At 67.7% G+C, this 18,200-nt stretch carries 15 protein-coding genes; 7 read left to right on the top strand and 8 right to left on the bottom strand.

Annotated elements, in window-relative coordinates:
- Window positions 1–9: 9 nt before the first annotated feature.
- The 5 genes from mnmA to AC1DJ5_RS10735 form a co-directional block, all read right to left on the bottom strand.
- Window positions 10–1,233, bottom strand: a complete 1,224-nt coding sequence (gene mnmA, locus AC1DJ5_RS10715; protein WP_477020574.1) for a tRNA 2-thiouridine(34) synthase MnmA — start codon at window positions 1,231–1,233, stop codon at window positions 10–12.
- Window positions 1,234–1,467: 234 nt separating this feature from the next.
- Window positions 1,468–1,752 carry a CtrA inhibitor SciP gene (sciP, locus tag AC1DJ5_RS10720; RefSeq protein ID WP_441455482.1) on the bottom strand — a complete coding sequence of 95 codons (285 nt, stop codon included), beginning with the start codon at window positions 1,750–1,752 and terminating at the stop codon, window positions 1,468–1,470.
- Window positions 1,753–1,938: 186 nt separating this feature from the next.
- Complete coding sequence (gene flgE / locus AC1DJ5_RS10725; protein ID WP_441455483.1) at window positions 1,939–3,381, bottom strand: flagellar hook protein FlgE; 1,443 nt, start codon at window positions 3,379–3,381, stop codon at window positions 1,939–1,941.
- Between the two features lie 12 nt (window positions 3,382–3,393).
- Complete coding sequence (locus AC1DJ5_RS10730; RefSeq protein ID WP_441455484.1) at window positions 3,394–4,152, bottom strand: flagellar hook assembly protein FlgD; 759 nt, start codon at window positions 4,150–4,152, stop codon at window positions 3,394–3,396.
- A 2-nt stretch (window positions 4,153–4,154) separates the two neighbouring features.
- Window positions 4,155–5,786 carry a flagellar hook-length control protein FliK gene (locus AC1DJ5_RS10735; protein ID WP_477020575.1) on the bottom strand — a complete coding sequence of 544 codons (1,632 nt, stop codon included), beginning with the start codon at window positions 5,784–5,786 and terminating at the stop codon, window positions 4,155–4,157.
- Between the two features lie 399 nt (window positions 5,787–6,185).
- On the opposite strand from AC1DJ5_RS10735, the gene flgK reads away from it, so the two are divergent.
- From flgK to AC1DJ5_RS10765, 6 genes are all read left to right on the top strand, one after another.
- Window positions 6,186–8,300, top strand: coding sequence for a flagellar hook-associated protein FlgK (gene flgK, locus AC1DJ5_RS10740; RefSeq protein ID WP_441455486.1), 2,115 nt, complete (start codon window positions 6,186–6,188; stop codon window positions 8,298–8,300).
- Window positions 8,297–9,217 (top strand): flagellin, encoded by a 921-nt coding sequence (locus AC1DJ5_RS10745; RefSeq protein ID WP_477020576.1) that lies wholly within the window; start codon window positions 8,297–8,299, stop codon window positions 9,215–9,217. Before flgK ends, AC1DJ5_RS10745 begins: the two co-directional genes overlap by 4 nt.
- Window positions 9,218–9,481: 264 nt before the next feature.
- Window positions 9,482–10,606, top strand: coding sequence for an MlaE family ABC transporter permease (locus AC1DJ5_RS10750; protein WP_477020577.1), 1,125 nt, complete (start codon window positions 9,482–9,484; stop codon window positions 10,604–10,606).
- 8 nt (window positions 10,607–10,614) lie between these two features.
- Window positions 10,615–11,394, top strand: a complete 780-nt coding sequence (locus AC1DJ5_RS10755) for an ABC transporter ATP-binding protein (RefSeq protein ID WP_477020635.1) — start codon at window positions 10,615–10,617, stop codon at window positions 11,392–11,394.
- 15 nt (window positions 11,395–11,409) lie between these two features.
- Window positions 11,410–12,348, top strand: coding sequence for an MlaD family protein (locus tag AC1DJ5_RS10760; RefSeq protein WP_441455490.1), 939 nt, complete (start codon window positions 11,410–11,412; stop codon window positions 12,346–12,348).
- Complete coding sequence (locus tag AC1DJ5_RS10765) at window positions 12,345–13,004, top strand: ABC-type transport auxiliary lipoprotein family protein (RefSeq protein WP_477020578.1); 660 nt, start codon at window positions 12,345–12,347, stop codon at window positions 13,002–13,004. The genes AC1DJ5_RS10760 and AC1DJ5_RS10765 overlap by 4 nt, the downstream gene beginning before the upstream one ends.
- A gap of 91 nt (window positions 13,005–13,095) precedes the next feature.
- On the opposite strand, the gene AC1DJ5_RS10770 is transcribed toward AC1DJ5_RS10765, so the two are convergent.
- Both AC1DJ5_RS10770 and AC1DJ5_RS10775 read right to left on the bottom strand, forming a co-directional pair.
- Window positions 13,096–13,746, bottom strand: a complete 651-nt coding sequence (locus AC1DJ5_RS10770) for a 3-oxoacid CoA-transferase subunit B (protein ID WP_477020579.1) — start codon at window positions 13,744–13,746, stop codon at window positions 13,096–13,098.
- 3 nt (window positions 13,747–13,749) lie between these two features.
- On the bottom strand, window positions 13,750–14,451 hold the full coding sequence (locus AC1DJ5_RS10775; RefSeq protein WP_178826065.1) for a CoA transferase subunit A: 702 nt from the start codon (window positions 14,449–14,451) through the stop codon (window positions 13,750–13,752).
- A 197-nt stretch (window positions 14,452–14,648) separates the two neighbouring features.
- Between AC1DJ5_RS10775 and AC1DJ5_RS10780 the strand changes: the two genes are divergently transcribed.
- Window positions 14,649–17,111 carry a S9 family peptidase gene (locus AC1DJ5_RS10780; protein WP_477020580.1) on the top strand — a complete coding sequence of 821 codons (2,463 nt, stop codon included), beginning with the start codon at window positions 14,649–14,651 and terminating at the stop codon, window positions 17,109–17,111.
- Window positions 17,112–17,251: 140 nt separating this feature from the next.
- Here AC1DJ5_RS10780 and AC1DJ5_RS10785 read toward each other — a convergent pair whose 3' ends face one another.
- Complete coding sequence (locus AC1DJ5_RS10785) at window positions 17,252–18,142, bottom strand: LysR family transcriptional regulator (RefSeq protein ID WP_477020581.1); 891 nt, start codon at window positions 18,140–18,142, stop codon at window positions 17,252–17,254.
- Window positions 18,143–18,200 lie beyond the last annotated feature (58 nt).

Raw genomic sequence — 18,200 nt, forward strand, 5'->3', positions numbered from 1 at the left:
TTGTGCGGCTCAGGCGACAGCGGTAGTGCTCTGGATGAAGCCGCCGCCCAGGACGCGGTCGGGATCGGCCGGGTCGTAGAGGGCGCAGGCCTGGCCGGGGGCGACGCCTTCCTCGCCCTCATCGAAGACGACCGAGACGACGCCGTCCTCGTCCATGCTCAGACGGGCGGGGGAGGGCTGGCGGGTCGAGCGGACGCGGGCCAGGACGGGCGCGCCGTCGCGGGCGGCTTCCTCGATCGTGGCCTGGTCGCCCAGCCAGTTGGTTTCTTCCAGCGTCAGGCTGGCGGTCAGCAGGGCCTCGCGCGGGCCGACGATGACGCGGCGGTTTTCGGGGTCCAGCCTGGTGACGAACAGAGGCTCGCCCACGGCGACGTTCAGGCCGCGGCGCTGGCCGATGGTGTAGTCGGTGATGCCGCCGTGCTGGCCCAGCACCCGGCCGTCCATGTGGACGATTTCGCCGGCCTCACGCCCCTGCGGACGCAGACGGTCGATCAGGGTGCGGTAGTCGCCGGATGGGACGAAGCAGATGTCCTGGCTGTCGGGCTTGGCGGCGATGCGCAGGCCCAGCGCCGCAGCGACGCCGCGCACCTGGGGCTTTTCAAGGTCGGCCAGAGGGAAGCGCAGATAGTCGAGCTGGGCCTGGGTCGTGGCGAACAGGAAGTAGGACTGGTCGCGCGAATGATCGACGGCCTTCCTCATCTGCGAGCGGTTGCCGACGGCGGCGCGGCGGACGTAGTGGCCGGTGGCCATGGCCTCGGCGCCCAGGTCGCGGGCGACGTCGAGCAGGTCGCGGAACTTGACCGTCTGGTTGCAGCGGATGCAGGGGACCGGGGTCTGGCCCTTCAGATAGGAGTCCGCGAACTGGTCGATCACCGCGTCCTTGAAGCGGCTTTCGTAGTCGAGGACGTAGTGGGGAATGCCGAGCATCTCGGCGGCCAGACGGGCGTCGTGGATGTCCTGACCGGCGCAGCAGGCGCCCTTTTTCTTCAGCGCCGCGCCGTGGTCGTAGAGCTGGAGGGTGACGCCGACCACGTCATAGCCCGCCTTGGCCAGCAGGGCGGCGACGACGGTGGAATCCACCCCGCCCGACATGGCCGCGACCACGCGCGATCCGACCGGCAGGCCGACCGCCTGTCGCGCGCTCTCGATCGCAGCGTCCATGTCGGCGGCGCCGGACATGGGGGCGATGGTCGGGATGGGGCAGATGTCGTCAGCCAGGGTCATCGCCGCCATATAGAGGTCCCTGCGTTCGATTTCGAGGCATGGGCTTCTCCTCCCCATAAAATGGAGGTGGATCGGCCGCGCGAGCGGACGAGACGGAGGGGCTGCTTACACAGAGAGAGCCCCTCCACCGCTACGCGGTCCCCCTCCCCACAGAGTGGGGGGGAGAAAATAGAAAGGCCGCCTCCGTCGCCGGAAGCGGCCACTATCCTTGGGCCTATCGCGCGTTGCGCTACTTGAGGCCCATTAATCCCGGTAGCTCTGGATGCGCGTGGTGCGCAGGCCCTGCATGCCCCATTTGTCGATCGCCTGTTGCCAGGCGATGAATTCCTCGGCCGTCAGGCGATATTTCGCCAGGGCGTCTTCCAGGTTGATCAGTCCGCCGCGAACGGCGGCGACCACTTCGGCCTTGCGGCGGATCACCCAGCGGTTCGTATCCGCCGGCGGGAGATCCCGCAGGGTCAGCGGCGTGCCCGTCGGGCCGACCACGTACTGTTCGCCTCTATTATTAAGGCGTCGCTCTTGCAGCATGGGCTTAAGCCTCTTTCACCACCACCATCGACGCGTAGGCTAGGCCCCTGGCCGCTAAGGGCCTTTTAAGCGTCGTGGTGAAGGAATGGCTAAGACGCATCGTCCGCTTCCGGCGCGCGCGGCGCGACGGAAACGAAGGATTCATCGAGTCTAACGAAGGCTTACTCATCGATTCCCGGTGGGCGATCAGCGCTTGATGTTGATCAGTTCCGCCAGCATCTCGTCGGCGGTGGTGATGATCTTGGACGAGGCCGAATAGGCGCGCTGAGTGGTGATCAGGCCGGTGAACTCGGTCGACAGGTCGACGGTCGAGGCCTCCAGCTGTTGCGAGCCCAGCAGGCCCGCGCCGCCGGTGCCGGGCGCCTTCAGGTTGAAGGTGCCGGAGTTCTGGCTGACGCGGAAGGCGTTGCCCGACACCTCGGTCAGGCTGTCCGCGCTGGGGAAGGTCGCCAGGGCGACCTGGGCGATCTTGCGCATCACGCCGTTGTCGAAGATGGCCGTGACGAAGCCCGCCTCGTCGATCTTGACCTCGGTCAGATTTCCGAAGGCCGTGCCGTTCGTATAGGTGGCCTGAACGATCGAGGTGCTGTCGTACTGGGTCAGGCCGCCGGCCGAGGCATTCATGTCGAACGCGATGTTCTGGGCGGCGATGCCCAGGGCCGGATCCCAGGTGCCGTCCAGCGCGCCGGCCGTCGTGCCGTCCGAGGCGCCGAGCGTCAGGCTGGCGTTGGTCGGATCGTCGAACAGGCCGGTGCCGGCCGGCCAGCCCTGCATCTTGGTGACGTCCAGGCGTCCGTCCTGAGTGAAGGCGATCTTGCCGGCGCGCAACTGGCCGTCGGGGTGGGTCACCGTGCCGGCGGGGGCGCGGATTTCGGCGTACCATTCGTTGGCGACGTCGCTCTTCAGGAAGGAGACGCTGATGTTGCGCTGGCCGCCCTTGGAGTCCGAGACCGGGATCGTGATCTCGAAGTCCGGCTTGACGCCCGTGCCGGTCACCGGGTCCCACATCGCCATGGAGTTGGCCGCCGGGTCGTAGGCCAGGGGCCCGACAGGAGCCAGCGCGGCGTCCTTGGCGGCGTCGGAGATGGTCTGGCTCGACTTCAGGTTGGCGTTCAGGCTGACGCGGGTGGTCGGTTCCGCCGCGCCGCCGACCGAGCCGACGTTGATGGTGCGCAGGCGGCTCATGTCGGAGGGGTCGCTGTTGACCGTGCCGTCGGCGGCCACCGGCCAGCCCTGCAGATAGAGGCCGGAAGTGTTCTTCAGATAGCCCAGGTCGTCGATCTTGAAGGCCCCGGCGCGGGTGAACAGGCGCGCGTCGCTCAGGGTCAGGTTTTCGGACTTCTCGGTGACGACGAAGAAGCCCTGGCCCGAAATGGCCAGGTCGGTGCCCGAGGTGGTGCGCTGCAACTGACCCGCCTGGCTGATGAAGTGGCGGGCCGAGGCCTGAACGCCGCCGGCCGAGAAACCGACGCCCTGGGTCTGGCTGTTGACGACGGTGGCGAACTCGGTCGAGGCGCGCTTGTAGCCCACGGTGTTCACGTTGGCGATATTCTGGGAAATCGTCGACAGGGCCGCGGCGTTCGCGGTCAGGCCGGACACGCCGGCCAGCATGGCGCCGTTGATGCTCATGACTGGGCTTCCTTACGAGAGAAGAGTGAGGGGATTGATGCGGGAGGCGAAGGCCGAGAGGCCGTTGGCGTCCTCGCCTTCGGGAGTGGCGATAGGGGGCGTGACGGCCGTCTTTTGTTCTTCCAGCGCGATCAGGCTGGAGACGGGCATGATGGATTTTCCGATCGTGACGTAGGGGGCGCCGTCGTACATTTCGACGCCGGTGACCCGGCCGCGGATAATGACCTGGCCGTCGACGGCCTTGCCGGCGCCGTCCTTGGCGAAAACCTTCAGCGTATAGACGCCGCCGTTGTCGACCTGACCGCCGCCGGTGGTTTTGCCGTCCCACTTGAAGTCGTGCATGCCGTTGGTTTTGGCGGGCGCGTCGCCTGTCCAGACCACCTTGCCGCCGGCGTCCAGCACCTGAAGCGTCGCCGTCGCGGCGTTGCCGCCCAGTTCGTAGCTCCAGTTCGCCGCGCCGTCCTCATAGCGGGTGGCGGACCAGACGGCGGTGGCGTCCTTGCCGATATACTGCGCCGCGCCGGTCAGGCCGTCGCCCTGCTGGGCCTGAAGCAGGCTGTTCAGCAGGGTGTTGGTCAGCAACTGCTGCTCGACCCCGGCCATCTGGGTCAACTGGGCGGTGAACTGATTGGAATCCACCGGCGACAGCGGGTCCTGGTTCTTCAACTGGGAGGTCAACAGCGACAGGAAGGTCTCGAAATTCGAGGCCAGCATGGTCGAGCCGGTGTTGATCTTGCCCGTGGCGGCGTTGGCGGAGACGGCGTTGACCATCGTCAGACCTTCAGATCGACGCGGTCAGGCGTCAGCGAGAGGGATGTCCAGGCTCCGTGCGCCCCGGAAAGAGGCGGCGGAACGGCGAGATCGGCGTCGGCGGCGAGGCGCGCGGCGCCGGCGAAGGCGCGGCGATCCGGCGGGCGGTCAAAGGCGCCGCCGCCGAAGCCGGACGAAGGGTTCCGTTCGGCGAACTCCAGCGAGTCCTGCGACAGCTGGAAGCCGGCCTCCTGAAGCTGACGGCGCAGTTCGTCGGCGCGGCCGCGCAGGTCTGTGGCGGCGGCCGGATTGTCGAAGGCCAGACGCGCGGTCAGCCGCCCGTCGGAATCGATCTCCAGGCTCACGTCGACGCGGCCCAGGTCTTCGGGCGTCAGCGCCATGTCGAAGCGGGTCGAGCGGCCGTCCAGCTTCTTGAGGATCTGGGCGGCGATCTGGGCCGTGGTCTCGACCGTGGCGCGCGACAGCATCGACAGGCCCAGGTCGCGATTGGCGGCGGGCGCGCCGGCCTGGCTTTCCAGCGGCGGCAGGGCGGGGGGCGCGGCGGCGTCGCCTTCGGTCGAGGCCGGAGCGTCACCGGACGGGGCGGGAAGCGCCGTTGCGGCGTCGGCGCGCGGCGTAGAGGCGGCGAAACTGGCGGCCATGGCGTTCGAGGTCGAAGGCGCGGCGGCGGTTGGGGTCAGGGACGAGGCTGACGCTGACGCGCTGTCGCCGTCAGGCGAGGCGGCCGCGTTGGAGGGACGGTCCTCGCCACGACCCTGCGCATCACGGAGCCGCGGCGCGGGGGGCGGCGTCAGGTTCTGGGCAGGCGCGGGAGCGGGAGCGGCTGTGGCGGATGTCGTCGAGGCCGTCGTTGTGGCGGCCGAAGGCGAAGCGGGCGGAACGGGTTGAGCCGGTTCCGCCGGTTCCGCCGGGGGCGGCGGCTCGGCGGTCATCGGCGGGACGGCGGCCATGGGCCGATTGGCGGTGAGCGCCGCCGCCAGGGCCGTAGACGGGGCGGGCGTCGGCGTCGCCAGTCCGCGCGCGGGGCTTGCCTTCGGTTCGGTCGAGGTGGCGGCGGGCGCGGCGGGCGGGCCAACGTCCTGATCCGGCTGTGGCGTCGAGGTTTCGGCCGGCGTCGCGACCTCTGACGTCACGAGCGCGGCGCTGTGGGCGGTCGCGTCAGGCGCCGAGGTCTGGGGCGAAGAGGCCAGGGGCGCGGAAACCGGCGGTTGGTCCGGCGCGGCGGCTGTCGGCGTCGGGGACGTCATTGGCGGCTGCGTCGATGCCTCGACATCGATCGCGGGCGCTGTCGGCGCGGCTTCGAGCCACGGGGCGGCGGGCGCACCAGTTATGGAGTCTGCGCTGGCCGTTTCGGCGACGAGCGCTTCGGCCGTCATTGGCGGGATGATCGGGGCTGGGATGGGCGCCAGCAACCAACCTGGCGCGGCGGCGTCAGCCGTCGGAGCCTCGCTGTCGAGGGGCGCAACCTCGGCCGAAGCCGTCGGCGCCGCGTCGGAGCTCCCGTCGCCCTGAGTCGCGGAAGCATCCGCCACCAGGGCGGCGAACAGGGAGGCGAACAGGGCGCCGTCGGCCGCCGTGTCGTCGGACACGCCGATGCCCGCCGCGGTCGAGGCGGCGGGGGCGATGACGGACATGACGCTTTGGGCTGACATGGGGCGCAGGGCGGCTTTCAATGGGGTCGGCGCCTGCTGCGCCCAAGGTGTTCGGCAAGGGGCTGCGCAAGCCTTGGGCCAAGTTGGGAGGCTGACTGCAACGGTCTGAAAACAAACGATTTTGTCCGCGCGTCTCGTCACTGTCGGGGCGGCTTGCGGTCGGCCCTTCTTGCCGCGCCGCTACGCTTTTTGCCGGGTGGACCCGGCGCCGTTCCGCATGGCCCGCGATTTGCCCCTGTGAATACGAACGTACAGAGGCTGAAAGTCGATGTTTAATAAAATCAGAGGGTTGGCCAGAAGGCTGAACCGGAAAACCGGGCAAGATTTGCGCGCAGGCCAGCAAGGCTTGCCGGGCGCGGCCCAGCGCGGAGGGCGTGGCTGATGTCGCTCAGCTCGATCATGAACATCGCCACGTCGGGCATGACCGCCGCCCAGACGCAGTTGCGGGTGGTTTCGGACAACGTCTCGAACGTCAACACGCCGGGCTATATCCGCAAGATCGCCGACCAGCAGTCCTACGCCAACCAGGGCGTCGGCGCGGGCGTCGAGATCACGCGCATCCGCCTAGCCACCGACCGTTTCCTCCAGGCCGCCAGCCTGAGCGCCGGCGCCGAGGCCGGGCGCCAGAACGTGCGCTATGAATTGTACGATCGCATCCAGTCGCTGTTCGGCGACCCGGGCGCGGACAGCGGCTTCTTCTCGCAGATCGACAGCATCTTTTCGGCCTTCGCCGACTCTGCGGAAAACGCCATTTCGGGCCCGCTGCGCCAGGACGCCATCTACAAGACACAGACCGCTTTCAACGAAGCCGGGCGTATCGCCAAACAGATCCAGGCCGTGCGCGAGGACGCGGACGGCCGTATCCAGAGCGCCGTCGAACGGGCCAACGGCCTGCTGGAGCAGATCGAGAAGCTGAACGTCGAGATCGCCAAGGCCGCCGCGGTCGGCGCCGACTCCACCGGTGCCGAGACGGCCCAGGCCTCGCTGGTCAATGAACTGTCCGGACTAATGGACGTGCGCATCACCACCCGATCCGTCGGCGGGATCGAGATCCGCACCGGCGCCGGCATTCTTCTGGCTGGGCAGGGCGCGGCCAAGCTGGATTACAGGCGCGCGGGAGCCGTCTCGTCCGAGACCGCGTTCAACGAGGTCTGGGTCACCGAGGCCAACGGTCAGAAGAAGGCCCTGTCCGAGGGGATCACCTCGGGCGAGATCAAGGGGTTGATGGAGTTGCGCGACGTCGAGGCGCCGGCGGCGGCCGATCGTCTGGGCGAGTTGATGACGCGGCTGGCCGACGAGCTGAACCGGGCGCACAACGCCTCGTCTTCGGTCCCCGCCCCGACCGTCCTGAACGGCCGCAATATCGGCCAGTCGCTCGAGACGGCGCTGGCGGGCTTCACCGGCAAGACCACGATCGCTATCGTCGACGCTCAGGGCGTGATCCAGAACTCGGCGGCGATCGATTTCTCGGGCGGGATGATCACGATCAACGGCGTGGCGACCACGCCCGCCAACTTCCTGACCACGCTGAACGGCCAACTGGGCGGGGCGACAGCCAGCTTTGTCGGGGGGGTGTTGAGCATCAATGCGGGCGGAACCAACGGCGTCGCCATCGCCGACGACGCCGCGGCGCCCAGCACCAAGGCCGGACGCGGGTTCTCGCACTATTTCGGCATGAACGATCTGGTCTCGACGGATCGCCTGGCGCTCTACGATACGGGCCTGACGCCGGGCTCGCTGCACGGTTTCACGGCGGGCGAGACCCTGACCTTGCGGTTCAACGACGCCTCCGGGACGAAGATCCGAGACATCGCCGTGGCGGTGCCGGCAGGCGCGGGCACGGTGGCCGAATTGCTGACGGCGTTGAACGACCCCGTGACCGGCGCCGGCCGTCAGGGCACGTTCAGCATGAATGCTTCGGGCGAGGTGATCTTCACCGGCCGGGGCGACCCGGCCCCGACCATGTCGGTTCTTGAGGACCGCACGACCCAGGTTCCCTCGGGCGTGTCCATGAGCGAACTGTTCGGCCTCGGCGGGGTGCGCGCCTCGCGGGCCGACGGCTTCTCCTTGCGCGGCGACATCGCCAAGGACCCGTTGAAGCTGGCGCTGGCCAGACTGGATCTGGGCGTGGCCGCCGGCACGGCCGCTCTGAGCAAGAACGACGGGCGCGGCGCCCGCTTGCTGGCCAGCGCGGATCAGAACGCGACGGCCTTTTCGGCCGCCGGGGGCTCGGCCAGCGGTTCGATGTCGGTGTCGCGTTATGCATCGGAACTGTCGGGCGAGATCGGCGGCAAGGCGACCATCGCCAAGAACCGTGCGACCGGCGCCCAGGCTCTGTTTACCGAGGCGGCCGCGCGGCGGACCTCGGTGGAGGGCGTGAACATGGACGAGGAACTGGTGCTGATGACCACCTATCAGCAAGCCTTTAACGCTTCGGCGCGCCTTATTCAGGCGGCGTCGGAAATGTACGACACGCTGATCGGAATGATGCGATGAACCGCGTAGCGACATTCGGAAACTATCAGTCGGCCCTGCTGCAACTGATGGCGGCGCAGTCGCGCGGCGAGGAAGCGCAGAACAAGGTCAACACCAAGAAGAACGCCACCGATCTGGTCGGCTTCGGGCGGCAGTCGGAGACGATCACCGCGCTGAAGTCCAGCCAGACGCGCATTCAGGGTTTCATCGACACGTCCAAGACGGTCGCGGACCGATTGACGACGCAGGACTTGGGGCTGGACCGGGTCGCCGACGCCGCGACCGCCGCGCGTCTCGCCATCGCCAACGCCATCGCCGCCGGGCGACTGGATGGTTTGATGACCGAACTGGAGTCGCAGTTTCAGATCGCCCAGGACGGGCTGAACACGAAACACCAGGGCAAGTATGTCTTTTCGGGCGGCGCCGTTGATCAGCGGCCTGTCAATATCGCCGACCTGACCGCTCTGACCGCCCTGCCGGCGACCACGGACGCCTTCAAGAACGATCAGCTGAAACAGACGTCGTGGCTGGACGAGACGGTCACCATGGACACGGGTTTCCTGGCCAGCGACATCGGCCAGGCGCTGTTCGACGTGTTCCGGGACGTCCAGGCCTTCCATCTGGCCACGCCGCTGACGGGGCAGTTGACCGACGCCCAGCGGACGTTCCTGACCGCGCAGATGACGCGCTTCGAAACGGCCGCCAAGGGGGTCGTCGACATCCAGGCCCGCAACGGGGCCATGCAGGCTCGGGTCGATACGCTGATCGAATCGCAGGAGACGCGAAAAATCTCGATCGACACCATCCTCTCGGGCAAGACCGACGCCAATATGGCCGAGGCGGTGACGGAACTGGAGATGGCCCAGATCGCCATCCAGGCCTCGGCCCAGGTGATCAGTCAGCTGCGTCAGGTGTCGCTGCTCAACTATCTGAGGTGATCCTGATCATCGACCGGGCGCCTCCTCGCTGAACGAAACGCCGCGGCCAGCGTTGAAGCTCCGCCGTGGCAGGGAGGGCGAAGGTTGCAGGGTCAAGCGTCGGACTCTTCGGCGACAGAAAGTCATCGCCCGTTGACAGGATCGGCGCGGCTGGGTCTAAGCCTCGCTGTATCGGCGATGCCGACGGCGACCGGATTTCGCGCTAAAGGAGGATGCGAGCCTATGTCTATGCGCCTTCCTTCATCTGTGGCGGTGATCTGAGCGATGAGTCGGGCGGCCCAGTTCCAGATACAGGACGGCGAAGGACAGGGCACCGCGACGCTGCGCCTGACCGGCGACTGGTCCACCACAGGCATCGGCCGGCAGGGCGACCGTCTCGGCGCCGAACTGGGCGGCAGGGCCGTGGGCGCGCTGGATCTGACGGAACTCGGCCGCTTCGATACCGCCGGCGCCCTGGCCGTGGCCCAGGCGACGACGCGGCCTATTCCCGAGGCGGCCTGGGCCGACCGGCCCGAGGCGGGCCGCATCTACGCCATGGTCGAGAAGCTGGAACGCGAATCCATCGCGCCGCCCCGGCGCTCCCACCCCTTCACCCGCACCTTCGCCAAGATCGGCCTGGGCGTTTACGACTTCGGGGCCGAAGCGGTGCTGTCGCTGGCCTTCCTGGGGCGGCTGATCGTGGCCGTCGGCTCGGCGCTGAAACATCCCGGCGCCATCCGCTGGCCCGCCTGGTTCAGCCAGGCCGAGCGGTCGGGGCTGGACGCCATCCCCATCATCGCCGTGACCAACTTCTTCATCGGCGCGGTCATCGCCTTCCTGGGGGCCAACATGCTGACCCAGTTCGGGGCGGGGGTGTTCACGGTCCAACTGATCGCCGTCTCGGTGTTGCGCGAGTTCGCCGTGGTCATCACCTCCGTCCTTCTGGCGGGTCGGTCGGCCTCGTCCTTCGCCGCCGAGATCGGCTCGATGCGGATGAACCAGGAAGTCGACGCCATGCAGGTGATGGGCGTCAGTCCGTTCCAGGCCCTGGTGATCCCCCGCCTGGCGGCCATGCTTCTCATGCTGCCGCTGCTGACCTTCGTCGGCATGGTGGCGGGTCTGTTCGGCGGCATGCTGGTGACCTGGAACGAACTGGCCTACGGCCCGGCCTTCTTCATCCAGCGCATCACCGAAGACCCGACGATGGACACGCATCTGATGGTCGGCCTGGTCAAGGCGCCCGTCTTCGCCGTGGTGATCGCCGCCATCGGCTGCCGCCAGGGGATGTCGGTGGCCGGCGACGTCGAGAGCCTGGGGCGGCGGGTCACGGCGGCGGTGGTGCAGGCCATCTTCGCCATCATCTTCCTCGACGCCGTCTTCGCCATGATCTTCCTGGAGCTCAACCTGTGACCGCGCCGATGGACAAGCCGGCGCGCGAAAACCTCATCGAGGTGCGCGGCCTGCTGAGCCAGTTTGGCGACCGGGTGATCCATCAGGATCTCGATCTGGATGTGCGGCGCGGGGAGGTCCTCGGCGTGGTCGGCGGCTCGGGCACCGGCAAGACGGTGCTGCTGAACTCCATCATCGGCCTGAAACAGCCCGAGGGCGGATCGGTGAAGCTGTTAGGTTATGACCGCGATCTCATGACCAAGGCCGAGGCGGCCGACGTCGAACGGCGCACGGGGGTGCTGTTCCAGCAGGGGGCCTTGTTCTCGTCCCTGAGCGTGCTGGACAATGTCGCCGCGCCCCTGGTCGAGCACACCAAGCTGCCGCGCAACGTGATCCGCGAGCTGGCCGAGATGAAGATCGCCATGGTCGGGCTGAAGCCCGAGGCGCTTTATCTGAAGCCGGCCGAGCTGTCGGGAGGAATGCGCAAACGCGTCGGACTGGCCCGCGCCCTGGCGCTGGACCCCGAACTGATTTTTCTGGACGAACCGACAGCGGGGCTGGACCCCATCGGCGCGGCGGCCTTCGATCAACTGATCCACGATCTGTCGGACGACCTGGACCTGACCGTCTTCATGATCACTCACGACCTCGACAGCCTCTACGCCATCTGTGACGAGGTGGCGGTTCTGGCCGACAAGCGCGTCGTTGAAAAGGCCACGGTTCAGGAGCTTGAGCGTTCCGAACATCCGTGGATCAAGGAATACTTCCTCGGGCCGCGCGGACGCGCCGCCCACAAGAGCGCCGCCTGAGGAGAGCGGGAAGAGATGGAAAGAGACGCCCACTACGCCGCCGTCGGCATCGCCACCGTGGCCCTGATGCTGGCGCTGGCCGTGTTCACAATCTGGCTGGCTCGCCTGCAGTTCAACAACGACTACGACGTCTATGACATCGTCTTCTCCGGCCCTGTTCGCGGCCTGTCGGAAGGCGGCGAGGTGCATTTCAACGGCATCCGCGTCGGCGAGGTCACGGCGTTGAACCTGGACCCGAAGAAGGGCGATCAGGTTATCGCCCGCGTCCGGCTGAACGGCACGACGCCGGTGCGCACGACCTCGCGGGCCCAACTGGAGCCGCAGGGCATCACCGGCCTGAACTACATCCAGATCACGGCGGGCGAGCCGAACAGCCCCCTGCTGAAAACCCAGTATCCCGAGAACGTCATCCCGGTGATCCAGAGCCAGCCCAGCCCCATCGCGGAACTGCTCAGCGGCTCGGGCACGGTGCTGGCCCAGACGGTGGACGCCCTGAACCGGATCAACCGGGTCATGTCGGACGACAACATCCGGTCCTTCTCGACCAGCCTCAAGAATGTCGAGGAACTGACCGTCCAACTGGAGGCCCGCAAGGGCATGTTCCAGCAGTTGGAAGAAACCCTGACCAAGGCCAACGCCGCCGTCGGCGAGTATCAGAAGCTGGGCGCTACCGCGCGGCAACTGGTCGAGACGGATGGTCGTCAGGCCATCGCCAACATCAACAAGGCGACGCAGGAAGCCCAGACCGCCATGGCCTCGATCAACCGCTCGGCTTCGGGACTGGAGGGGCCGCTGGGCGACTTCGGAACCCAGACGGCGCCGCAACTGAGCGACACCATCCGTCAGCTGGATCAGGCGACGCGCTCGCTGCAGTCGCTGATCGACAACGTGCGCGAAAGCCCGCGCGACTTCATCAGCAAGGCGCCGTCCAAGGAAATCGAGGTGCAGCCATGATCCGATCCTTCATGACCCAGTCCTTTATGGCCCAGTCCTTCATGACTAGGGCGCTGCTGATCGCCTCGGCGTCCGTCGCCCTTTCCGGCTGCGCCCTGCTGGCGTCGCCCGAGCCGGTGCAGCTCTATCGTTTCGGCGGCGCGTCGGCGTTCGCGGGGACCGGGATGATGTCCGCCTGTCCTGACGTCAGCGTCAGCCTGCGCCGGGTGGACTTCACAGAGGCGGCCCGCGGCGACCGTCTGCTGGCCGTGACCGGGGCCGAGGCGGCCTATATCAAGGGCGCGCGCTGGGTGTCGCCGGCCGAGACCCTGTTCGAGGAAGCCCTGCGCAACGCCTTCGCGGACGGCGCGGCCTGCACGGTCCTGAGTTCCGGCCAGCTGACGCGCGACGGTCTGCTGCTGAGCGTGGACGTGCGCCGGTTCGAGGCGGATTACGCCGCGCCGGGCGCCGTGCCGGAGGTCAATATCGTGGTGCTGCTGCGTCTGGTTCGACCGGGTGATCGGACGGTCGTGGCCGAGGAGCGGATGTCGGTCAGCGAGAACGCGGGCGAGAACCGGCAGTCGGCCATCGTCGCGGCATTCGATCGGGCGAGCGCGGAGGTTAACCGCCGCATCGTGGTCTGGACCGATCAACAGGCGGGACGGGCGACGAAGTAGAACCCTTCTCTCCTTGAGGGAGAAGGGAGAAATAGAAACCCCGGCGGCCTCGCGGTCGCCGGGGTTTCTGTTTTCAGACGGGGAGGGCGATTCAGCCCAGGCCCGGCGCGACGGTGTAGGTCGCCTCGGTCTTGGCTGCGACCTCGTCCAGGGTCACGCCCTCGGCCAGTTCGATCAGTTCCAGACCCGAACCGTCCGGCTTGACGTCAAAGACGGCCAGATCGGTGATGATGCGGCTGACCACGCCCGTGCCCGTCAGCGGCAGGGTGCAGGATTTCAGCACCTTGGACTGGCCGTGCTTGTTGGCGTGATCCATGACCACGACCACGCGCTTAACGCCCGCGACCAGGTCCATGGCGCCGCCCATGCCCTTCACCAGCTTGCCGGGGATCATCCAGTTGGCGATGTCGCCGTTCTGGGCCACTTCCATGGCTCCGAGGATCGACAGGTTGATGTGGCCGCCGCGGATCATGGCGAAGCTGTCGGCGCTGCTGAAATAGGCGCTCTCGGCGATCTCGGTGATCGTCTGTTTGCCGGCGTTGATCAGGTCGGGGTCTTCCTCGCCCTCATAGGGGAAGGGGCCCATGCCCAGCATGCCGTTCTCGGACTGCAGGGTCACTTCCATGCCGACGGGGATGTAGTTGGCCACCAGGGTCGGGATGCCGATGCCCAGGTTGACGTAGAAGCCGTCCTGCAACTCCTTGGCGGCGCGCTCGGCCAGTTGTTCGCGTGTGCGAGCCATGGTTCAGGCCTCCTTCTGACGGACAGTGCGCTGTTCGATGCGCTTCTCGGACACGGTCTGGATCAGGCGGTCGACATAGACGCCCGGCGTGTGGATGTGGTCAGGGTCCAGCGAGCCGGTCGGGACGATCTCCTCGACCTCGACGACCGTGACCTTGCCGGCGGTGGCCATCATCGGGTTGAAGTTGCGGGCTGTCTTGCGGAAGACGAGGTTGCCGCGTTCGTCGGCCTTCCACGCCTTGATGATGGCGAGGTCGGCGATCAGGCCGGTTTCCATGACGTAGTCCCTGCCATCAAAGTTGCGCACTTCCTTGCCTTCGGCCACCAGGGTGCCGACGCCGGTGGCGGTGAAGAAGGCGGGGATGCCGGCGCCGCCCGCGCGGATGCGCTCGGCCAGGGTGCCCTGGGGGTTGAACTCGAGCTGCAGTTCGCCGGCGAGGTATTGCCGCTCGAACTCCTTGTTCTCGCCGACGTAGGACGAGATCATCTTGGCGATCTGCTTGGTCTCCAGCAGCTGGCCCAGGCCGAAGCCGTCCACGCCTGCGTTGTTGGAGATGACGGTCAGCCCCTTCACGCCCGAGGCCTTGAGCCCGGCGATCAGGTTTTCGGGAATGCCGCACAGGCCGAAACCGCCGGACATGACGGTCATCCCGTCAAAGGTCAGGCCCTCCAGCGCGGACGTCACGTCAGCGTAGATCTTGCGCATCACTCTCCCTTTTTCACCGTCTGATGAATATTGCGGTCTTATCCGTCCATAAAGCGGGCGAGGGCAGGGAGCAAGCGCCCGCATTCCGGTCGAAGAGCTCCAGCAAAGCCTTTCGGGTTGACCCCTGGGCAAGCTGACCCCTAGACCAAGGCGCTCTGAAAGTTTGGGGCGTCCATATCCTTTGGGGGGAAGCGTTAATGCGTCGTCAACTGTTGAAGCAGGCCCTGCCTGTCCTGGTCCTTCTGGCCGCCGTGCCCGCCCTGGCCATGCCGGCCGCCGCCCAGGCGCCCGCCGCGTCCACCACCTATCATCAGCCGCCGCAGCCGATCGCCCAGATCCTGGACTCCAAGCCCAATCCCACGGCCAGCGTCAGCCCGGACCGCCGCACCCTGCTGCTGCAAGACCGGTCGAACCTGCCGACCATCGCCGAACTGGCGGAGCCCATGCTGCGCCTGGCCGGCTACCGCATCAATCCGCAGAACAACGGCCCGGCCAACAGCCGCGTCACCTGGCTGACCGGTCTCAGCTTCCAGGCGGTCGATGGCGGCGCGGCCCGCGTCGTGGCGGGTCTGCCCGCCAATGCGCGGCTGACGAACGTCAGCTGGGCGCCGAACGGCAAGGCCGTGGCCTTCCTGCTGAACACGCCGACCGGCCTTGAGCTGTGGACCGCCGACGTGGCCTCGGCCCAGGCGCGCCGCCTGACGGGACCGACTGTCAACGCCGCAGCGGGCGCCGGCTTCAGCTGGCTGCCCGACGCCTCGAGTCTGTTGGTTCAGGCCGTGCCCGCGGGCCGCCGCGCCGCGCCCGACGTGACCCGCCCGCCCTCGGGCCCGACCGTGGCCGAGACCGGCGGTCGCGCGGCGCCGGTGCGCACCTATCAGGACCTGCTGGCCGACGCCGGCGACGAGGCCCTGTTCGAGCACTACTTCACCAGCCAACTGACCGTCGTGCCGCTGAACGGCCGCGCCCGCACCCTGGGCCAGCCCGGCGTCATTCTGGGCGCTTCGGTGTCGCCGGACGGCCGTTATGTCCTGCAGACGCGGGTCAAGAAGCCCTATTCCTATGTCGTGCCGGCCAACCTGTTCCCGGCGGACGTCGTCATCACCGACCTGAACGGGCGTGAAGTGCACCGCGTCGCCGACCTGCCGCTGCGCGACAACGTGCCGACGCCGTTCGACGCCGTGGCCCCCGGCCCCCGCGCGGCCCAGTGGCGCGCCGACGCCGACGCGACCCTGGTCTGGGTCGAGGCTCAGGACGGCGGCGATCCGCGCAACGCCGCGGAGGTCCGCGACCGTGTCCTGATGCTGCAAGCGCCGTTCAACGACCGTCCGCGCACCCTGATCGACCTGAAGGAACGCTATTCCGGCGTGAACTGGGGCCGCGACGACACGGCCATCGTCAACAGCCGCTGGTTCAACACCCGCCACGAGACCCGCACCCTGGTCGATCCGTCCAACCCCGGCGCAGGCCGCGTTCTGGTCGATCGCAACTATCAGGACCGTTACAACGATCCGGGCTCGGTCGTCGTCGAGCCGAACGCGCGCGGCCGCTCGGTCATCCGCTTCACCGCCGACGGTACAAAGGTCTTCGTCGAGGGCGACGGCGCGACGCGTCAGGGCGAGTATCCCTTCCTCGACACTCTGGACTTGAAAACCGGCGAGACGGCGCGTCTCTGGCGCTCGGCCCAGGGCGAATACGAAAGCGTCGTCGGCATCCTGGACGACGCGGGCCGTAAACTGGTCACCTATCGCGAAAGCCGCACCGACCCGGCCAACCTGCGTCTGCGCGACCTCGACGGCGGCGTGACGCAACTGACCCAGTTTCCCGATCCGGCCCCGCAACTGGCCGAGGTGAAGCGCGAACTGATCACCTATACCCGCGACGATGGCGTCCAACTGTCGGGCACCCTCTATCTGCCGGCCGGTTACGACAAGGATCGCGACGGTCCGCTGCCGCTGCTGATGTGGGCCTATCCGGCCGAGTTCACCGACGCCGCCGTGGCCGGTCAGGTGGTCGACACCGAGAACCGCTTCGTGCGCCCGGCGGGCATCAGCCACCTGTTCCTGCTGACCCAGGGCTATGCTGTCCTGGACAATCCCTCCATGCCCATCGTCGGCAAGGACGGGGCCGAGCCGAACGACACCTATATCGAGCAACTGTCGGCCAGCGCCAAGGCGGCGGTCGATGCGGTGGTGGCCCTGGGCGTCGCCGACCGCGACCGGATCGCCGTGGGCGGGCACTCCTACGGCGCCTTCATGACGGCCAACCTGCTGGCCCACACCGACCTGTTCAAGACCGGCATCGCGCGTTCAGGCGCCTATAACCGCACCCTGACGCCGTTCGGCTTCCAGGCCGAGCAGCGGAACTACTGGGAGGCGACCGAGACCTATAACGAGATGTCGCCCTTCACCTACGCCAACAAGGTCAATGAGCCGATCCTGCTGATCCACGGCGGCGCCGACGACAACTCCGGCACCTTCCCGGTGCAGTCCGAGCGCTTCTATGCGGCGCTGAAGGGCAATGGCGCGACGGTGCGCTATGTCGTCTTGCCGCTGGAAGCCCACGGCTACCGCGCGCGGGAGTCGGTCGGGCATACGCAGTGGGAGATGGTCACCTGGCTGGATCGGTATCTGAAGCCGAAGACGGCGGTGGCGCAGTAAGTCTCTTTCCTCCCCACTTTGTGGGGAGGGGGACCGCGTAGCGGTGGAGGGGGCGACGCAAACGTCGGTCGTCGAGTCGCCCCCTCCGTCGCGTTGCTATCGCGACGCGCCACCTCCCCATGGCATGGGGAGGAAAGATGTTATTTGTCCCATTCTGGCACATCGCCGTACAGGCCCGCCAGAAATTCGATAAAGGCCCGCACCCGGTTTTCGGCCCGCGCCCGCCCGGCGGTCAGGGCGAAGACGGCCACGTCCGACGCCCCGGCATATTGCGGCAGCACCCGGCTCAACCGCCCGTCGCGCAACTCTTCGCCCACGTCCCAGGTCGAGCGCAGGGCGATGCCGGCCCCGGCCAGGACCAGTTCACGCGCGACTTCACTGGAGTTGGTCCGCACCCGACTGCGGGCGCGGAAGACGACGGGGCCGTCGGGGCCTTCCAGCCGCCAGGCGGACTGGTTCTCGGCCGCCAGTTGGGCGTGGGCGCGCAGATCGTCCAGCGTCCGAGGCGCGCCGTGTTCGGCCAGATAGGCGGGCGTCGCGCACAGGACCCGCCGGTTCGGGGCCAGCCGGTGCATGGCCGGGTTGTCGCCTTCATAACTGCCGATGCGGACGGCGACATCGACGTCCTCGGCCATCAGATCGACGAAGGCGTCGGTCAGGTTCAACTCCAGCGTCAGCCGGGGATGGGCGTCGAGAAAGGGCGCCAGCAGCGGCGCAAGCCGCCGCCGCCCGAACGAGGTCGGGGCCGAGACCCGCAGCATGCCGCGAGCCTGGGTGGTGCGGCGCGACACCAGGCTTTCCAGATCATCCACGCCGTCGAGGATGCGCACCGCGCGATCATAGACCATGCGCCCGGCCTCGGTCGGGGCCAGTTGGCGCGAGGTGCGCTCGATCAGCCGCACCCCCAGCCGGTCCTCCAGCCGCGCCAGCCGCCGCGAGGCCACGGCGGGCGACAGGTCCAGCCGCCGGGCGGCGGCGGACAGGCTGCCTTCCTCCAGACTGCGGACGAAGATCTCGTACTCGTCGAGCATGACGCGGTCTCATCATTGCTGTTTCAGCAAAGATAGCCGTCCTTCTTTGTCGTGGATA

It is taken from the genome of Brevundimonas sp. 01N35, assembly GCF_056399785.1.

What these genes read in the sequence shown, in the direction of transcription:
- mnmA (WP_477020574.1), bottom strand. Translation starts at nt 1,233, where the DNA reads ATGGCGGCGATGACCCTGGCTGACGACATCTGCCCCATCCCGACCATC.
- sciP (WP_441455482.1), bottom strand. Translation starts at nt 1,752, where the DNA reads ATGCTGCAAGAGCGACGCCTTAATAATAGAGGCGAACAGTACGTGGTC.
- flgE (WP_441455483.1), bottom strand. Translation starts at nt 3,381, where the DNA reads ATGAGCATCAACGGCGCCATGCTGGCCGGCGTGTCCGGCCTGACCGCG.
- AC1DJ5_RS10730 (WP_441455484.1), bottom strand. Translation starts at nt 4,152, where the DNA reads ATGGTCAACGCCGTCTCCGCCAACGCCGCCACGGGCAAGATCAACACC.
- AC1DJ5_RS10735 (WP_477020575.1), bottom strand. Translation starts at nt 5,786, where the DNA reads ATGTCCGTCATCGCCCCCGCCGCCTCGACCGCGGCGGGCATCGGCGTG.
- flgK (WP_441455486.1), top strand. Translation starts at nt 6,186, where the DNA reads ATGTCGCTCAGCTCGATCATGAACATCGCCACGTCGGGCATGACCGCC.
- AC1DJ5_RS10745 (WP_477020576.1), top strand. Translation starts at nt 8,297, where the DNA reads ATGAACCGCGTAGCGACATTCGGAAACTATCAGTCGGCCCTGCTGCAA.
- AC1DJ5_RS10750 (WP_477020577.1), top strand. Translation starts at nt 9,482, where the DNA reads ATGAGTCGGGCGGCCCAGTTCCAGATACAGGACGGCGAAGGACAGGGC.
- AC1DJ5_RS10755 (WP_477020635.1), top strand. Translation starts at nt 10,615, where the DNA reads ATGGACAAGCCGGCGCGCGAAAACCTCATCGAGGTGCGCGGCCTGCTG.
- AC1DJ5_RS10760 (WP_441455490.1), top strand. Translation starts at nt 11,410, where the DNA reads ATGGAAAGAGACGCCCACTACGCCGCCGTCGGCATCGCCACCGTGGCC.
- AC1DJ5_RS10765 (WP_477020578.1), top strand. Translation starts at nt 12,345, where the DNA reads ATGATCCGATCCTTCATGACCCAGTCCTTTATGGCCCAGTCCTTCATG.
- AC1DJ5_RS10770 (WP_477020579.1), bottom strand. Translation starts at nt 13,746, where the DNA reads ATGGCTCGCACACGCGAACAACTGGCCGAGCGCGCCGCCAAGGAGTTG.
- AC1DJ5_RS10775 (WP_178826065.1), bottom strand. Translation starts at nt 14,451, where the DNA reads ATGCGCAAGATCTACGCTGACGTGACGTCCGCGCTGGAGGGCCTGACC.
- AC1DJ5_RS10780 (WP_477020580.1), top strand. Translation starts at nt 14,649, where the DNA reads ATGCGTCGTCAACTGTTGAAGCAGGCCCTGCCTGTCCTGGTCCTTCTG.
- AC1DJ5_RS10785 (WP_477020581.1), bottom strand. Translation starts at nt 18,142, where the DNA reads ATGCTCGACGAGTACGAGATCTTCGTCCGCAGTCTGGAGGAAGGCAGC.